Annotated in this window: 7 protein-coding genes; all 7 read left to right on the top strand. The window is 53.6% G+C overall.

The annotated features are described in order from the left end of the window. Nucleotides 1-47 precede the first annotated feature (47 nt). Entirely contained in the window at nucleotides 48-581 is a 534-nt protein-coding gene (infC, locus tag K7P01_RS22490; protein ID WP_254088029.1) for a translation initiation factor IF-3, read from the top strand. Nucleotides 582-601: 20 nt separating this feature from the next. Continuing rightward, on the top strand, nucleotides 602-796 hold the full coding sequence (gene rpmI / locus K7P01_RS22485; protein WP_254088028.1) for a 50S ribosomal protein L35: 195 nt from the start codon (nucleotides 602-604) through the stop codon (nucleotides 794-796). Nucleotides 797-878: 82 nt separating this feature from the next. Then, nucleotides 879-1223, top strand: a complete 345-nt coding sequence (gene rplT / locus K7P01_RS22480; protein WP_254088027.1) for a 50S ribosomal protein L20 — start codon at nucleotides 879-881, stop codon at nucleotides 1221-1223. 198 nt (nucleotides 1224-1421) lie between these two features. Beyond that, entirely contained in the window at nucleotides 1422-4571 is a 3150-nt protein-coding gene (locus tag K7P01_RS22475) for an nSTAND1 domain-containing NTPase (protein ID WP_267296830.1), read from the top strand. Nucleotides 4572-4583: 12 nt separating this feature from the next. Further along, nucleotides 4584-5738: a porin family protein gene (locus tag K7P01_RS22470; RefSeq protein WP_267296829.1), complete on the top strand. Its 1155-nt coding sequence runs from the start codon at nucleotides 4584-4586 to the stop codon at nucleotides 5736-5738. Then, the gene (locus K7P01_RS22465) at nucleotides 5719-7044 is read left to right on the top strand and encodes a hypothetical protein (RefSeq protein ID WP_267296828.1); all 1326 of its coding nucleotides are present in this window, start codon (nucleotides 5719-5721) and stop codon (nucleotides 7042-7044) included. Before K7P01_RS22470 ends, K7P01_RS22465 begins: the two co-directional genes overlap by 20 nt. A gap of 77 nt (nucleotides 7045-7121) precedes the next feature. Continuing rightward, nucleotides 7122-18053, top strand: coding sequence for a PKD-like domain-containing protein (locus tag K7P01_RS22460; RefSeq protein WP_267296827.1), 10932 nt, complete (start codon nucleotides 7122-7124; stop codon nucleotides 18051-18053). Nucleotides 18054-18089: the final 36 nt, after the last annotated feature.

The raw sequence follows: 18089 nt of genomic DNA, 5'->3' as shown, positions 1-18089 counted from the left end.
TTATTAACACCAACACAAACAGACCCGGGGGAAGTTTTGGCAGACCTATGCGTAGGGGCCCCCAAAAGCCTGAGGAACCATATCGTATCAACGAGCGGATCACTGCTCAGCGCGTACGCGTGGTAGGAGAAAACATCAAAGTAGATGTTTATCCCATCCAACAGGCCATTCGCCTTGCTCAAGAGCAGAATTTGGATCTGGTGGAGATTTCTCCGAACGCAGACCCACCGGTTTGTAAGGTCGTTGACTACTCCAAATTCAAGTACGAGCAGAAGAAGAAACAGAAAGAGATCAAGGCAAAGACCGTGAAAGTTGTGATCAAGGAGATCCGATTTGGTCCCAATACTGACGATCACGATTTTAACTTCAAGCTGAAACATGCTGTTACCTTCTTACAGGAAGGCGCCAAAGTAAAGGCAACGGTGTTTTTCGCCGGTCGTTCCATTGTCTACAAGGAGCGCGGCGAGATTCTGTTGCTGAAATTCGCGCAGTTACTGGAGGAGAATGGCAAGGTAGAGCAAATGCCAAGGCTGGAAGGTAAGCGGATGAGCATGATGCTCATGCCGAAGGCAAAGAAATAACACAGTTTAATTTATATACAATGCCTAAATTAAAAACAAAATCAGGTGCCAAAAAGCGCTTTAAAGTGACTGGCTCTGGTAAAATTAAGCACAAGCGTGCTTTCAAAAACCATATCCTGACCAAGAAGGAGACCAAGCAGAAAAGACGCCTGGGAAATAAATCTTTGGTTACAGCTGCGGATATGGCCAATGTGAAAGCCATGCTCGTTCTTTAATTGGTTCAATGTTTAACCCGGATGCTGGCCTCAAGAGCTTTCGAACAGAAAGTCGCCATCAGCCAAAAAATTGTAAAATAAAATGCCAAGATCAGTAAACAATGTAGCTTCCCGCGCGCGACGTAAGCGCATTTTGAAGCTCGCAAAAGGCTTCTTCGGTCGTAAGAAGAATGTTTGGACGGTAGCTAAAAACGCCGTTGAAAAAGGTTTAGGGTATGCGTACCGTGACCGCAAGCAGAAAAAGAGAGAATTCCGCGGCGTATGGATTGCCCGTATCAACGCAGGAGCTCGTATTCATGGTCTCTCGTACTCCGAGCTCATGGGTAAACTCAAGAAAGGTGGCATCGATCTGAACCGTAAGGTTCTGGCAGACTTAGCCATGAATCACCCGGGGGCTTTTGAAGCCATCGTAAAAAAAGTCAAGTAATTATACTTACCATACATGTGTTATTGAAAAGGGGGCCCTCCGGCCCTTTTTTTATTCCCTGAAAATTGCTTTAATTCGGAATCGAATTTTTTCGACTGCACCCATTTTTTTTTAGATAGACTAGTTTTCCCAGCTGTGAAATACCAGGTCCCCGATCCCATGTACGAGCTTTTACCGAGTCAGGTGGGATAGCCTCCTATGTCAAACAGACCCTTACATAACGAAGACCCCGACTTAGCCTCAGATCCCGCTGTCGTTTCCGACCTGCGGATGCGTGCAGAGAATCCGTTTCCAGGCTTGCGGCCTTTTTCTCTCGAGGATTGTCACCTTTTTTTCGGACGCGAGGGGCAGATTAATGAAATTCTACAGCAGCTCGCGCAAAACCGTTTCGTGACGGTGATGGGGTATTCCGGTAGCGGGAAGTCGTCGTTGATGGCGTGTGGGTTGATTCCAGTGTTGTACGGTGGTTTTGTGGCCAACTCGGGACCTTCCTGGCGGGCCATTGTTGCCCGACCCGGGGCATCACCGATTGAAGGATTGGTGGATGCCGTGATCGACTTTATGCTCAAGAGCAAACGCATCACGACCGACGAGGTGGTCTTGCATCGGGCAATCGTCAACTCCCTGTTGCGCAGCGGGCCGGAAGGACTGCTGGAGATTGCGCGTTACTTGCAATCAGACAAACAAGAAAATATTTTCTTCCTCATCGATCAGTTTGAGGAGATATTCCGGCATCGTCACGACCATGGCGAAACAACGGAAAACGATGCCCAGCTTTACGTAAACCTGTTTTTGACGGCGGTTAAACAGGATACGGTACCCGTGTATGTTGCCTTTACAATGCGTTCTGAATTTATTGGCGAGTGCGCAGCGTTTCCCGGGCTTACACGGCTGATCAACAGCAGCAACTACCTGGTACCGCAGTTGACCCGCGAACAAAAGAAGATGGCCATCGAGGGACCTACAGCCGTAGCCGGCGGACAGATCTCGCAACGCCTGGTGAAACGCCTGCTCAACGACATGGGCAACGATCAGGACCAGCTGCCCATCTTGCAGCACGCCCTGATGCGTACCTGGGATTACTGGGCGTTGAACCACGAGCCGGGTGAGTCGCTGGACATACGTCACTACACCGCTATTGGCCGGATTGCACAGGCCTTATCCCAACACGCCAACGAGGCGTTTGATGAGTTGTCGCTGCGCGACAAGGTCATCGCCGAAGTTTTGTTCAAGAACATTACCGAAAAGAATCAGGAAAACCGCGGCATGCGCCGACCGGCCCGGTTGGGTCTGATAGCCCAGTTGGCAGAATGTAGTGTAGCCGAAGCGATGCGCGTGGTGGAGCACTTCCGCAAGCCGGGACGTTCGTTCCTGATGCCCGCCGCCCATATACTCTTGACCGAAAACTCGATGATCGAGCTTTCGCACGAAAGCTTGATTCGTATCTGGAACCGGTTGGAAGTATGGGTGGAAGATGAATTTGAGTCGGCCGCCATGTACAAGCGTTTGTCGGAAGCAGCAGCCATGTATCAGATCGGCAAGACCGGTTTGTGGCGACCGCCGGATTTGCAATTGGCCTTAAACTGGCAGAAGAAGCAAAAGCCTACCCGCGAGTGGGGCCAGCGTTACGACGAGGCCTTCGAGCGGGCAATTGTATTTTTGGATACCAGCCGCATCACGTACGAGGCTGAGCTCAAGAACCTGGAGATGATGCAACGCCGGGTACTGCGTCGTACGCGCGCCACGGCGGTTATTCTCGGTATAGCGTTTATCGTGGCGATTCTGTTTTTTGTCTACGCCTATCTGCAAAAGCTCCAGGCCGATGCTGACCGCCGGTATGCGGAGGTGCAACGAAACGAAGCGCAAGTGCAACGGGAAGAGGCGTTGAAGCAAAAGACGGAGGCCGACCGGCAAAAGCAGGATGCTATTTCTGCGCGTGAGCTGGCCGATAACTATAACAAGGAACTTCATAGCAGCATTCAAGAGCTCGAGATTGCCAAGCGTGCGGCAGAAGCCGCGTTGGAAAAGGCCCGTGTTGAAGAGCAGCGCGCGATCGCTGCCGGAACAGTCGCAAAGGAGAGTGCTGAACTGGCCGAATTAAAAAAGGAAGAAGCCGAGCTGAATTATCAACTTGCCAATGGCCTGTATATGCTGGCCATTGCGCAGAACTTAGCCACCAAATCGGTGCAGGAAGACGACGATAAAGACCTGGCCGGCTTGCAGGCCATGCAGGGGTATATTTTCCATAGTCGTTACCGCGGTAAGGTGTATGACCCGTATATCTACCGGGGGCTATATAGCGCGTTGACGAAACTTGCGGGAGCCAGCTACAACGGCATGAAAATACAGGGACCGCCGCGTGTACACCTTCGTTCGCTGGTGGTATCCGAGAAGAACAACTCGTTCTTTACCTCGGGCGCTGACGGCCGGATTTACAAGTGTGATTATGACAAACTTACCAATGCGGTAACCGGGTATGTAACGCCCTATCCCAGCAAAGTGATTGCGATGAGTCAGGATGAAACGTACCTGGTTAATGGCAGTGACTCAACTTTCCTTCAGGTCTACGGTTTGAAGGGTGGTGGGAAGTCGCAGGTGATAAAAGGATTCTCCGGCGCGACAAACGACGTAGAGTTTATTCCGGGGAGCAGCGACTTTATCGTATCGAGCGGCGGGAAGACCCTCAGTCGCGTAAATGCGCAGACGGGAGAGAAGCGGGTGTTGCTCACCCTGCCGATGGAACTGAAATCCATTAACATCCGAGCCGACGGCAAGATATTGGCGGGGGCTGCGTGGTCAGGACAAGTGATACTCGTTGACCTGGTCAAGAACAGTTACACCATGTTGGCAGACGATGCCGCGACACGTGTATTGTCCGTAAACTTTAGCCCCTCGGGCAACTACCTGGCCTATGGTCTGGACGATATGACCAACCGCCGGGGCCTGGTACGGCTCTACGATTTCGCCACCCGCGAAACGCGACAATTTACAGGACACCGCGCGGGCGTGAACGACGTCGCATTCAGCCCGGACGAACAGCTGCTGGCCAGTGCCGGTCTGGATAAGCGCCTGCAATTATACGTGCTGAACAATCCTGAAGACCTGCCGGTGGAAATGGAAAACAATAACGGTTTTGTATGGGATATTGCCTTTGCCAAAGGTTCATCCTTGCTCATTGCGGCGTGTAGCGAGTCGGAGATACGGGTGTGGCCGACGTCGCCGACGGACCTGGCAAACAGGATCTGCCCGTCGCTGACGCGAAACATGACGCAGGATGAATGGCAAAAGTACGTGGGTGACCAGATCGCATACGAAAGCACTTGCCCGGGACCTTCGGCCGCGCACTAAACAGAACAACGGATGTTACGGTATCAATCAATTCTATGGATCGTACTGCTGCTCCTGGCAAGCTTCCGGGCGATGGCCCAGGATGAGTGTGAGGTGGCATTGAACCGCGCCACCGATGAGTTCAATGCCGGGCATCTCTATGTCATACCGTCTATTCTCAGCGACTGTCTGCAAAAGAACCAGAACAAAGAATGGCGCCAGCGGGCATTCTTGTTGTTGTCCGAAACGTACCTGCTGCTGGAAGATCCCTTTAATGCCGAAAACAGCTACCTCGAAGTGTTGCGCGCCAATCCCGAGTTTGTCACCGATGAAAAGCGCGACCCGATCGACCTGGTTTACCTGAGCTCGAAATTTACCACGACGCCCATCTTTACCTTGTTTGCAAAGGCTGGTGCGAACGTGTCCTTTGTCCACACGATTCTTGACCGCCAGGCGGCGGACGGAAACCAGCAGAATTTGCTCCGTCCGGGGGGCCAGGCAGGTGTCGGCGTGGAGTGGAACTACAACGATCACCTCAGCCTGATGTTAGAAGGCACCTATGTCTTCTCTTCCTATAAGCAGCGCGTGTCCGGCATTTATGGTCGCGACCTTGCCGACATATACGATCGCCAAAGCTGGGCGCGGGTGCCGCTGTCGATCAAATATTCGGATGACCAGGGAAAATACAGACCGTATGTATACCTGGGAGCGTCGCTAGACGTGCTGCTGGGAGACCGCGTAACCATTACGTATTCCGATCGCAACTACAACCCGACGGCTGACCGTGTGGAGAATATCGACCGCGAAAGCCCGGTATTAAAATTCAAACCGAAGCGTAACATGCTGAATCGTTCGTGGCACATTGGCGGTGGTGTGAAATACAAGGTAAACCTTGACTATGTCTTTGTCGACTTGCGCTATTCGTTCGGGCTTACCAACCTGGTGGATGCGAATAACAGTATTTATGACTATGATGATTCCAGTCCTCGTACGTCGGAGGGCTTTCAGTCCGATGCTGAAGCCGCTTTACGGTGGGGCTATGTGGACGACCTCTTCCGGATGGACCATCTGTACTTGTCGGTGGGATATATCCATCCGCTCTACAAACCGCGGAAGCTGAAAAAAGCCCGGTCGAAATCTGTCATGCGCAATCTTAAAAAGCAGGATCATGTCACTACGGAGAAATAACTATATCTTCCTGGGGCTGCTGATGGTCCTGTTTGCCTGCGACACCAAGCAAGACTTTGAGGGAGAATTTCAGAATTACTTCATTAAATATTATGGTGAAGACGGCAACCAGGATGCGGTCGACATGGTGGTGAACGCCGATGGTACGGCATTGCTGCTCGGGAATACACAAGTGTTGGGACGGAACAAACGCATGGTACTGATAAAGGTCGGTGCGCGTGGCGAGGTGCTGTGGGAAGAACGATTTGGGGCCATTGGGGGTAATGACGAAAATGCGCAAGACCTTGAACCGACGGCAGACGGAAATTTTCTGATCCTGTCCAATACACTTTATGGCACAGATCCCAGTACCAACGATAACATTTATGACTTTAAGGTGCTGCGTATTCGCGGCGATGGCTCGGTAATCGACAGCATGTATTTTGGCAGAAACGGCGGGAGGTGGGCTACGCAATTTGCGTATGGCATCACAGCCTTGTCCAACGGCGGCTTTGCTGTAACAGGAAGCTCAGCGGATGAAACGATTTATGAGGAACCGATGTCTGGGGCGTCTGACTTGGATTTTGAAGATTTGTTCGCGATTGGCTTCAACCGTGATTTTACACGCGCTTGGGTGACGGTGGAAGATGTCGAGCCACGGGGTCAGTCGCTGGGTGAGCATATCGGTTCGGGGATCAAGGTATTAGAAAAATCTCCGTCAGAATTTTACTGGTTTACATATTCAGATGGTTTGCGAGGTATCGATACACAATATGAATCAAACTTCAATTCGTGGGTACTGGACGACAATGGTCTTTCCGTTGCCTCAGTAGCATTTTCAGGAGATAACACAAGGGAGGAGCGGCTGGCATCGGCCATTCAGGTTCCGGCGGCACTGGGCGGAGGGTATTACGAGTTCGGCACGTCTGCTATTGATAATGGCATTGTAGTAAATCCGGATGCCTGGGGAGACCTGTATTATTGCCGTCGCAACAGCACGCGTGGGTTGATCGATGAAGGTATTGTCAGGGGACTGTCTGGTTCTTTCCTTGCGCATGCGGTTGCGCCGGCTGTATATTCTAGCGGATTTCTGCTGTTGGGTCATGAAAAGACCACCCTGGGATCGACCATCCGACTAACGCAAGTGGACTTGTCGAGTGCGCCGCGTTGGTCGGTGACCTTTGGTGCCTTTGATAAAAACAGCCGGGGTGCGGCGGTAGCGGAGCTGCCGGATGGACGCATTCTCGTATTGGGAACAATCGAGCTGGAAACCCAGCGAAAGATCGCCTTATTCAAGTTGAACGCACAGGGCGAGTTATTGGATTGAGGGGAAGACCCGTGCGGACGTAAAACGAGGTTACATTTTTCGTCGGAAATCGATAAATAGTTTAGTATCTGCCTTTTATGCCAATAAGACCCCTCTTAGCAGCGCTTATTTTTGGATGGATTGGACTGTTGATGCCGGCGTTAGACGCGTCGGCACAATGTACTTTTACCAATCTCAATCCGTCGTACTGCGTCGATGCTCCAGCCTTTACGTTGACAGGAGGGACTTACTATTATGGCCCTGGTGTCACCGGCTCGACGTTTGATCCGGCGGCGGCAGGTGTTGGAACACACACGCTGATCGCGACAAATGGCGATGCCAACACGTATACTGTTTCTACCACGGGTACCTATAATCCTTTGTCGGCCACCGGGACAACGGTAAGCCTGGCGAACGACGATCTGACAGCCGCAATTCCCATCGGCTTTACGTTTAACTTCTTCGGCAATGATCAAACGGCTGTGCGAATCGGTTCAAACGGACTGATTGGATTTGGTCCGAGCTCGGTGGCAACTTCGAATAACGATGCCTTAACGACTGCGACCGATCCTGATAATATTATTGCAGCAGCATGGGATGACCTGGATCCAACCCTTGGCGGTACGATTGACTATTTCTTAACGGGCACGGCGCCGAACAGGGTGTTTGTCGTACGGTATACCAACATCCGACGGGTAGCGGCGCTGACGCTGGTAACGACACAGATTCAATTGCACGAGACTACCAACATTGTTGAAATACACTCACCCTCCATCAACTTATCCTCCAGCTCGGCGTCGCAAGGAATAGAAGGCCCGCAAGTGGGAGCCTCCACGGTGTCATATGTTGTGCCGGGCAGAAACAATACGAACTGGTCTGCGACCAATGATTATGTGGCTTTTGTGCCATCCTGCCTTGATGTTCGTACGGTAACGATCTATCCCGAGCCGTTGACAACGCCAACGGTTTCGCCTGCTACGACAACCATCTGTGCGGGTGGTACTGTAGCGGTGACGGTGCAAGGATCGCAGAGCGGTGTTTCGTATCAATTGCAAGACGATGCTACCAGTGCGGTGCTCAGTGGATTTGTGGGGGGGACGGGCGGTGATATTGTTATTACCAGCAACGCGATTGCCGCCGGCACAACCATGAAGGTATACGCGCGTAATCCCACAACCACCTGCGACACGTATCTGACAGACAAAATAAACGTGACAACCCAAGCCGCTACCGCGGCGAATGCCGGTCCGGATGCGGATGTCTGCGGCGCGGTGGCCACGCTGGCGGGTAATACACCGGCGATTGGATCGGGAACGTGGACGAAAGTTAGCGGCCCTGGTACGGTATTGCTTAGCGACAACACACAAGCCAATAGCACAGCCACGGTAAGTGCCTATGGTACATATATATTCCAGTGGGCGGTGACAAACGGCGCGTGCCCATCGACAGTTGACCATGTACAGATCCGCTACAGTGATCTACCTGCCGTGACCAATCCACCGACAGACGCGGTCATATGCGAAGGACTGGATGCTTCGTTTACCGTGGTGGCGACAGGCGCTGACCTGACCTATCAGTGGCAGGTGGACAACGGTGGCGGTTTTGTTAACCTGGGAAGCGCAACAACTTCGCCGTCGTTGACGGTATCGGCGGTCACCTCGACAATGGACGGATACCGCTATCGCGCGGTCGTAAAAGGAAGTTGTTTACCCGATGCTATTTCGGCACCCGCACGGCTGACAGTACACGAGCGTCCGGAGATTGTCGGGCAACCTGTTAGTCAGACGACGTGTCAATTAAATGCTGCGCCAGTGAGCTTCACGGTAGACGCGGGGGTGACGACCGGGGTGTCTTACCAATGGCAGGTGAGTACGAACGGTGGCCTGACCTATAGTCCGATCGTGTCTGACGGTGGTGGCATTTATAGTGACTACACCACGGGCATCTTAAGCCTTTCGAACCTGCCGGCCAGTTACAATGGTAATTTATACAGGGCCGTGATCAGCGGCTTGTGTACGCCGGGTGTTACGAGCAACGGAGCCTTGCTGACGGTTCAGAGCAGCGCGTCGATCACGACTGCACCGACGCTTGCGTCGGTGTGTGAAGATGGTACCGTGCAATTTCGAGTAACGGCTACGGGCACTAACCTGACATATGCCTGGACTGCCAATGGCAGTCCCATCTCAGATAACAGCATCTATAGCGGTAGTAGTAGCGCTACGCTTACGTTGAGCAATGTTCCGGCTTCGTATAACAACAACCAATATTCAGTAGCAGTTTCGTCGGCCTGCGCGAATGCCACCAGCACACCGGTAGCGCTCACGGTTAATACCAAACCTGTTATTACCAGCCACCCGGTGGCTATGCCGCCGGTAATCTGTCAGGGAACCAATACTACTATTACGGTAGCGGCGAGCGGTACCGGCGTGTCCTATACCTGGCAGGTGAGTACCGACAGTGGTGTTTCCTATGGCCCGGTGTCGAACGGTGGGGTATACAGCGGAGCGACAACGTCATCGCTGGTATTGACGGCCGTGCCCGTGGGCTATGATGGCTACCTGTATCGGGCGGTGGCAACGGGTAGCTGTACGCCGCCAGCGGTGAGCAACAGCGCTTTGCTGCGTGTACAGGCCACCGCGACGATCACGACCGAGCCTGTTGCCCAGGCGGTCTGTGAAGGCGGGTTTATTCAGTTTTCGGCTGCGGCCACTGGTTCCGGCTTGACCTATCAATGGCGGCAGAATGGCTCAAACATATCGAACTCTGCAGTATTTTCGGGTGTTACGACACCGACCCTGACTATTATCGGGCCAACCAGTGCCTATAACGGTCGGACGTATAACCTGGTCGTTTCCGGTGCTTGCAATACGGCGACCAGCATCGCGGTGCCGCTCACCATTCAGGAGAACGCCGAAGTAGCCACCGGTGGCCATCCTATAGCGCAGACCATTTGTGCGGGGAGCGACGCCACCTTCACGGTCAACCCGGGCGCGACAACCGCTCCGGTTATTCAGTGGCAGGTGAGTACTAACAGCGGCTCGACGTATTCAAATATAACCGACGGGGGTGTATACAGCGGCGCAACGACCAATACGTTGCAAATTACCGGCGCGACAACGACCCTGAACGCACATGTTTACCGCGCGCAAGTGTCGGGCACGTGTGGTTCGCCGATATTTAGTAACGGTGCTATTCTGGGCGTGAATGCCAGCACAGCGATTACGACAGAACCCACTGCTTCCGTAGTGGTGTGCGAGGACAGCAATGCTCAGTTCCAGGTGGTGGCAACGGGGGCAGGGCTTACCTACCAATGGAAAGAAGATGGCGTAAACCTGGTGAACAACGCCAGCTACAGCAATGTTACGACGGCTACGCTGACCGTGTTGGCGGCACAGAGCATACAAAATAATCGTGTCTATACGGTAGAGGTGAACGGTACCTGCGGGACAGTTTTGAGTGCCGGGGGTACACTTACGGTGCTTGAAAAACCAGAGGTGACGGGCCATCCCGGCAATCAGGTAATTTGTGCCGGTGGAGGAGCAACCTTCACGGTTAACGCTGGTGTGACGACCAACGCGGTGTATCTGTGGCAGGTAAGTACCAATGGCGGTTCGAGCTATTCCACGGTGACCGACGGGGGCGTGTATACAGGAGCAACGACGGCCACGTTGACGCTAGCGGGAACGCCGGCGTCTTATAACGGTTATTTATATAGAGCCCGCATTACCGGGACATGTTCACCCAGTATTTTTAGCAATAGTGGGTTGCTGGAGGTAAATACGCCTCCGGCGATTACAGCACAACCTCAACCCACTACGGTCTGCGAGGGGAGCACGGCCCAGTTTTCGGTTACGGCGACAGGCACCAGCCTCAGCTATCAATGGCATGAAAACGGCGTACCGATTACCAACGGTGGTGTATATAGCGGGGCCAACAGTGCGGTGCTGATGCTGACAGGTGTTACGAGCAGCTTCCATGGCCGTCAGTATACGGTGACGATTACCGGCACGTGTGGTACGTTGCTCAGCAACAACGGGACGCTGTCGATCAATGAAGGACCGGAAGTGGCCGTGAGTGGAGACCCGGTGGCGCAGGTTATTTGTCAGGGCGGCAGCACGACCTTTACAGTAGATCCCGGTGTTACGACCAATCCCTCGTACCAGTGGCAGGTGAGTACCAACGGCGGCACATCCTATACAGCGCTGAGCAATGGCGGCGTATACGGTGGCGTGGCCATGCAAACACTGACCTTGACCAACGTACCCCTGTCGTACCAGGGATATTTATACCGGGTCCGAATCAGTGGCACCTGTGCACCTCAGGTGTTCAGTGATGCGGCGTTGTTAACGGTGCAAGCGAATCCCGTGATTACGCAACAGCCGGCGACAGCGACCATTTGTGAAGACGGCTCGACACAGTTTTCGGTTACAGCGACAGGTGCTGGACTGACGTATCAATGGAAACAAGGAAGCACGAGCTTATCGGATGGTGGTGTTTTCAGTGGAGCGTTAACTTCTACGTTGACGCTTACGAATGTACCCGCGGGAATGGACAATAGTCAGTTCAGTGTCGTGGTTACTGGCACTTGCAACACTGCTACAAGCTCGGTCGTATTGCTGCGTGTGAACAGCAAGCCGGTTATTACCGCATCCCCCGTAAACAATACACCGGTATGCGAGGGGGGAAGCACGTCTTTCTCCGTTGCGGCGACGGGAACAGGGTTGACCTATGCCTGGCAAGTGAGCACGGATGGCGGGCTTCAGTACAACCCGATCGTGAATGGTGGTGTGTATACAAACGCCACGACATCGACATTGACCTTAACCGGTATTCCATTAGCTTATCAAGGTTATCTGTACCGCGCGGTAGCGTCGGGAACCTGTGCGCCGCCTGCGGTTAGCAATAGCGCGCAGCTTCAACTGAATGCCAATGTAGTGGTGACGCAACAGCCAGTGCCGGCGACGATCTGCGAAGATGGTACAATACAATTCTCGGTGACGGCTACCGGCGCAGGTCTTACGTATAAATGGAAGCAAGGCTCATCCTATCTTACGGATGGTGGTGTTTATAGTGGCACAACCACGCCGACCCTGACCTTGACAAATGTGCCGTTCGGATTTAACGGCAATCAGTATAGTGTCGAGATCGGTGGTACGTGCGTGGGCGCGACCAGCACAGTGGTTGCCCTGACGGTGCAGCACAAGCCAGTCATTGTAGGGCAACCTTCCAACAGTGCACCGGTTTGTGAAGGTGGCAATGCTTCGTTTACAGTAGTGGCGACGGGTACCACAGCACCAACCTATGGCTGGGAAGTGAGCACCAATGGCGGCGTGAGCTATACAGCCGTAACTAACGGTGGCGTTTACAGCGGCGCGACCACGTCCGTGCTGACGCTGACAAGCGCACCATACGTTTATAACGGCTATTTATACCGCGCCATTGTGCGTGGCGCATGCGAGCCGCCCGCGGTCAGCAACAGCGCAGTGCTGACAATTCAGAATCAGGTAAGTATTACGTCTCACCCTGTCAATGCAGATGTCTGCGAAGACGGCAGTACACAGTTTACCGTAGCCGCTATCGGTGCGGGCCTGACCTATAAATGGAAGCAAGGCGCCGCATACCTGTCGGACGGAGGAGTCTTTAGCGGTACCACGACACCGACATTAACACTCTCGAATATTCCCCTGACCTTGAACGGCGAGCAATTCTCGGTGGAGATTACCGGTGCTTGCTCGACGTTGACCAGCAATACCGCCAGCCTGACCCTGCGCACAAAGCCGACGGCTTTTGCGGCGGACGCATCTATCTGCACGGGGCAGACAACCAACATTGCCATTACCAATCCGAACAGTGTTTCGGGAACGGCCTTTACCTGGACAGTGCAAAGTGCCGTGAATGTAACGGGTGCGTCGGCGGGGGGTGGTACAGCCACCATCGCACAGCAGCTGTTTGTGACAGATGGCGTTAGCATGGGCACCGTAACCTACCTGATTCAGCCGGCAGCGGCCGGATGTACCGGGCCGGGCTTTGCAGTGCACGTAACCGTAACGCCGCTGCCGATCGCCGCGGCATCGCCGCAGTCAATCTGTTCGGGTACTGCGACTAGCGTTACCATTACGAATACCAATGGTGTTACGGGCACGGGTTATACCTGGGTAGTTCAGGCTTTCTCGAATGTATCGGGACAATCGGCGGGTGACGGATCCGTGATCAGCCAGGTGTTGACCACCGTGGATGGTGTGAACCCCGGCACCGTGACGTACCGCATCACGCCACACGTGAACGGCTGTACCGGTAACGTTGTGGATGTTACGGTAACCGTTAATCCACAACCCAGCATTACAAACCCGCCGTCTACCCTGGTGCAGGAAATCTGCAGTGGCACGGCGTTGAGCTTCTCGCCGACGGCATCCATTACACCGGGTACGACGTTTACCTGGGAGTCGACGGTGATTGGCTCGTTGAGCGGTGTCACTTCAACAGGCACAGGAGCCATCACTGACTCGCCGATCAACACCGCTAATACCACCGGGGTTATTATTTATAAGATCACACCTTCTGCCGGCAGCTGTTCTGGAACGCCGGTGAACTATGTAGTGTCTGTTCGTCCGAAGCCGACGGCATATGCCGATGGTCAGACTATTTGCTCGGGCGAGTCAACGACCGTAACGATTTCGAATCCCAATAGTGTAGCGGGTACTACGTACATGTGGACCGTGCTGGCTGCGGGTACCAATAACGTTAGTGGTGCTGCTGCGGGTGCCGGTAACGTGATCCGCCAGGCATTAACGAGCACCGATGGCCTCACCACGGGGACGGTGACGTACCAGATTACACCCTATTCCGGCGACTGCCCCGGCGTGCCGTTTGACGTAACCGTGACAGTGAAGCCCGTGCCGGTGATTAACAACCCACCTACGGATCTGACACGACAGCTTTGTAGCGGTGAGCTACTCAGCTTCACCCCAACCTCAGCCATTAGCGGTGTGAATTTTGCCTGGGTGCGCACGTTCACCGGACCCATTGATCCGGCGAGTGTGCCCGCTTCGGGTAGCGGTGCACTGTCGCACATGCCGGTCAATACAGGTAACGCTGTGGGTATCATCACCTATGTATTTACGCCCAGCGTGGGTGGCTGTACCGGACCAACCGTGAACCTGGTTGTTCACGTGAAGCCGCTGCCGTCGGCTCAGGCCGGCGATGTTACTATTTGTAGCGGTGAACGTGCACAGATCGCTATTTTGCCGGCCCCTCAGAACGTATCGGGTACAACCTTTACCTGGACGGCCGCAGCAGATGCCAATATTGCGGGTGCCGCGAGCGGTGATGGCTCGGTCATCGACCAGTTGCTGACGACTACCAACGCTTCCGTGGGGCAGGTGGTATATACCATTTACCCTGCGGCCAATGGTTGTACCGGGCCGTTGTCTACCGTAACCGTTACGGTGAACCCGGCGGTGACGGTGGCGGCGGGGGCCGACTTTTCAGTTTGCGAGGCGGATGTGATGCCGATGAATGTGCCGCTGACCGGAACAATCGGCGGGGGAGCATCAGACGGTACCTGGTTCATCAAGACTGGCGACGGTTCGATTTCAGCCAGCACCACGACAACATTGAAGGAAGTGCTTGCGACGTACACCGCGGTGGATGCCGACGTGGCACGTGGATTTGTGAAACTGTACCTGATTACCAACGACCCCGACCTGACGGGACCCTGTACGACGAAGACCGATACCCTGATGATCTTCTTCAACCGTCGCGCACGCATTGTGCCGTTGGTCGATTATGTAGTCTGCGAGCCGAATCGTATTGACCTTTCCGGCACCCTGGCAGGTAACGCTGTGAACGGTGCGTGGAGCATTGTCAGCGCTGCCGGCTCACTGTCAGTTAGCAGCGTGACAACCGATATGCGTGTGAACGCGCCTTACACGACGGCGCTCCCGGCGGACATTAACCAGACACTTATCTTCCGCCTGACGGCCAACGACCCTGACGGTTCGGGGCCGTGTACGGCCGTGTTTGATGAGGTAAATATACTTGTACAAGAGTCGGCGAAGGTATTTGCCGGCGCAGACTTCGCGATCTGCGAAAACGATGTTGTACACCTGAACGGGAGCATGAGCGGCGCCACCACCCAGACAACATGGACCGGTGGCGACGGCGATCCGGTTCGCTATTCAGACGTGAACGATCTCCATTCTTTGTATACGCCTACGACAGTCGACAGCGTCGCGGGATATATTATTTTTACGTTGACCAGCAACGACCCGGATGCGGGCGGTCCTTGTACAGCAGTATCCGACCAGGTCGAACTGACCATTAACCGTCTGCCTAAGCCTTCAATCTTCGGCCTGGAGCCTGCTTATGCGGAGAACGACCCGATCGAAGTGTTGCAAGGATTCCCCCAAGGCCCTGGCGGTGTGTTTACCGGCCCAGGTATACAAGCGGGTACGTCGTGGTTTGATCCGACGCATGCGAACATCGGCATCAACATTATCACCTATACGTTTACGGATGCTAACAGCTGCGTAGGCTCGGTGAGTCAGACAGTTATTGTGAACCCGCTGACCGACATCAACTTTGGCGTACAGACGGGTACCGGTGTGGCGGACTTTAGCACAGAGCCACGCATTTGTACGAACGTTGGCAAGGCGCGCCTGGTGGGTGATCCGCCGGTAAGTACCGGTTCGCCGACGACAGGTTTTGCCAGTCCGTTGACGCCGGGCATTCTAGGCTCCGACGGGGCTGGACAATACGTTAATACCGACGGCCTTTTGGCCGGTGAGTATTTTGTGGAATATACCTATACCAACGCTTCGGGGGCTATCAGTAAGATGTTGAAACGTATTGTGATCAATGCGTCGCCGCAGGCGGTGATCGGGGCCAATAATTCATGTGTGACGGATTCGGTGTCGTTTGTCGATCTGTCGACCATTCCCAACAACACCTTTGACGGTCATATCAATGGTTGGGAGTGGGACTTCGACGATGGCAACGTTAAGAAGACGATTCAGAATCCAAAGTGGAAGTATAGCCGCGAAGGATACTACAATGTGACCCTGACGGTGAAGACCGATCAAAATTGTACGGCGGTGACCGAGAAGCAGATCTTTATTGGCACCAAGCCAAAAGTGGACTTTACCTGGACAAAAATTTGTAGCGGTGAGGCGACGAAGTTCCAAAGCAAATCAGAGATCGCCCTTGGCACCATTCAGGAATATTCCTGGAACTTTGACGATGGCGACGTGTTGCCCTTCGGAGAAGCGGCGGATAACGTTCCAGCGGGTACGCACGGCGGCCGCACGCAAGGAACGTACGAAAAACCGAGCCACCAATACCAGGCCTTCCAGACATACCGCGTGAATTTGCGTGTACGCACGGACGTTGGATGTGAAAAGGATACAACGATCGCGGTTTACATTCTGGACTATCACTTGCCGGTTTCAAGTAACGGCTATCAGACAGATTTTGAAGACGGTCAGGGGGCCTGGATCAAGGTGGAAAACGGAAACCCGTCCAGTTGGGAGTTTGGTGTTCCCAACGGTGATATGATCAGGGGGGCTTTCTCGGGCGATAGCGCCTGGTGGACTGGGGGTAATCCCAATCCGGGCGCGGCACCCTATTACAGTACGTATTATGGCAGCGAAGATTCGTATGTGCTGGGGCCTTGTGTAAACCTAAGCGCGCTGGAGCGTCCGATGGCATCGATCCGGTACTGGTCCGATACACAAAAGAACTTTGATGGTGCTGTGTTACAGTACTCGTCCGATGGTGGTCAGAACTGGCGTGTGGTGGGCGCCGACAGTGAGCGGGGCATTGATTGGTATAATGGCTCGAACCTGAGTGGCAAGCCGGGCGGGCAAGACAACTTCGCCTGGACGGATATGACCAACGGTTGGCGTAACGGTCGTTTTAACCTGAACGATCTGCCGAAAGATACCGTCGTGTTCCGGATTGCGTTTGGCGCGAACGAAGACAATGATGCAGGTCGTATCCTGAACGGCTTTGCTTTTGATGATATCTATATCGGTGAAAAGGAACGAAACGTATTGGTAGAGCACTTTACAAACAATTTCAGTCAACCCAGCCTGGCCGCCGACGACTATATCGACCAGTTGAACCCGGCCGATCACATCAAGCTTCAATATCATATTACGACGCCTGGCTTCGATCAAATTGCCGTGGACAACACAGAGGACCCGGCCGTACGGAGTCAACTATACGGTGTATCGCAGCCACCCCTGGCTGTTATGGATGGTATCTTTGGCAATTACTATGGTATGAACTTTACAGGCGCCTATCAAAAAATCACGGATGACGAACTGGATCGAAGATCGTTGGAGGCGCCGTCTTTCCGGATCGAGATTGAAATAGATCCGACCGCCCCGTCGAACGTGCTGCGGGCCACGGTTAAGTATACCTTTATTGACCAGGAGCAGACCTTTACACCGCCGATGATCTTGCACGCGGCATTGGTAGAAGACAACATTGAAATAGGAACGAGCGGCCGCTATAATCATAATTCTCTGCGTAAATTGTTGTTTGGTCCAGAAGGGTTTTTGATTAATGAGCCGCTGGAAATCGGCAAAGTATACACGCGGACAATTGAGTATCCGATTCAGGTTCCAATTACTGATGGCAGCAACCTTTCATTGCTGGCCTTTGCGCAAGACAAAGCGTCACGCCGCATCTTGCAAACGGAAATCCGGAAGATTGAAGAAACGAAGACGCCGATGACCCCGGTAGGCTTGCCCGACGATCCGGCCACGGCAGCGCTGGCCAAGTTGAAGATTTATCCTAACCCGGCTTCGAAGCAGATTAACCTATTCCTCGGAACACGCCTGGAAAGAGATTACAGCTGGAAGGTGGTGGACCAACGCGGTATTACTGTATTGGACGGCGAGGTGAATCGCAACCTCGCAGCGCCGCAGGCAGTAGACATCAGCTCGTTGCCGAACGGTATCTATGTGCTGTCGATACAGGCCAGCGGCAAAGCAGTGTTGTATACAAAAATTGTTGTGTTGAATTAATCGCAGCGCGGAAGAAATTAGAGAGGGAAGGTTAGC

The sequence above is a fragment of the Parachryseolinea silvisoli genome (assembly GCF_021190955.1).
GTDB lineage: Bacteria > Bacteroidota > Bacteroidia > Cytophagales > Cyclobacteriaceae > Ohtaekwangia > Ohtaekwangia silvisoli.
The sequence above is the reverse complement of the archived record's forward strand: the minus strand, read 5'-3'. Positions and strand labels throughout refer to the sequence as shown.

Bases quoted from the DNA above. Each gene is read 5' to 3' on its own strand.
- rpmI (WP_254088028.1), top strand. From the start codon at position 602: ATGCCTAAATTAAAAACAAAATCAGGTGCCAAAAAGCGCTTTAAAGTG.
- K7P01_RS22475 (WP_267296830.1), top strand. From the start codon at position 1,422: ATGTCAAACAGACCCTTACATAACGAAGACCCCGACTTAGCCTCAGAT.
- rplT (WP_254088027.1), top strand. From the start codon at position 879: ATGCCAAGATCAGTAAACAATGTAGCTTCCCGCGCGCGACGTAAGCGC.
- infC (WP_254088029.1), top strand. From the start codon at position 48: ATGCGTAGGGGCCCCCAAAAGCCTGAGGAACCATATCGTATCAACGAG.
- K7P01_RS22460 (WP_267296827.1), top strand. From the start codon at position 7,122: ATGCCAATAAGACCCCTCTTAGCAGCGCTTATTTTTGGATGGATTGGA.
- K7P01_RS22470 (WP_267296829.1), top strand. From the start codon at position 4,584: ATGTTACGGTATCAATCAATTCTATGGATCGTACTGCTGCTCCTGGCA.
- K7P01_RS22465 (WP_267296828.1), top strand. From the start codon at position 5,719: ATGTCACTACGGAGAAATAACTATATCTTCCTGGGGCTGCTGATGGTC.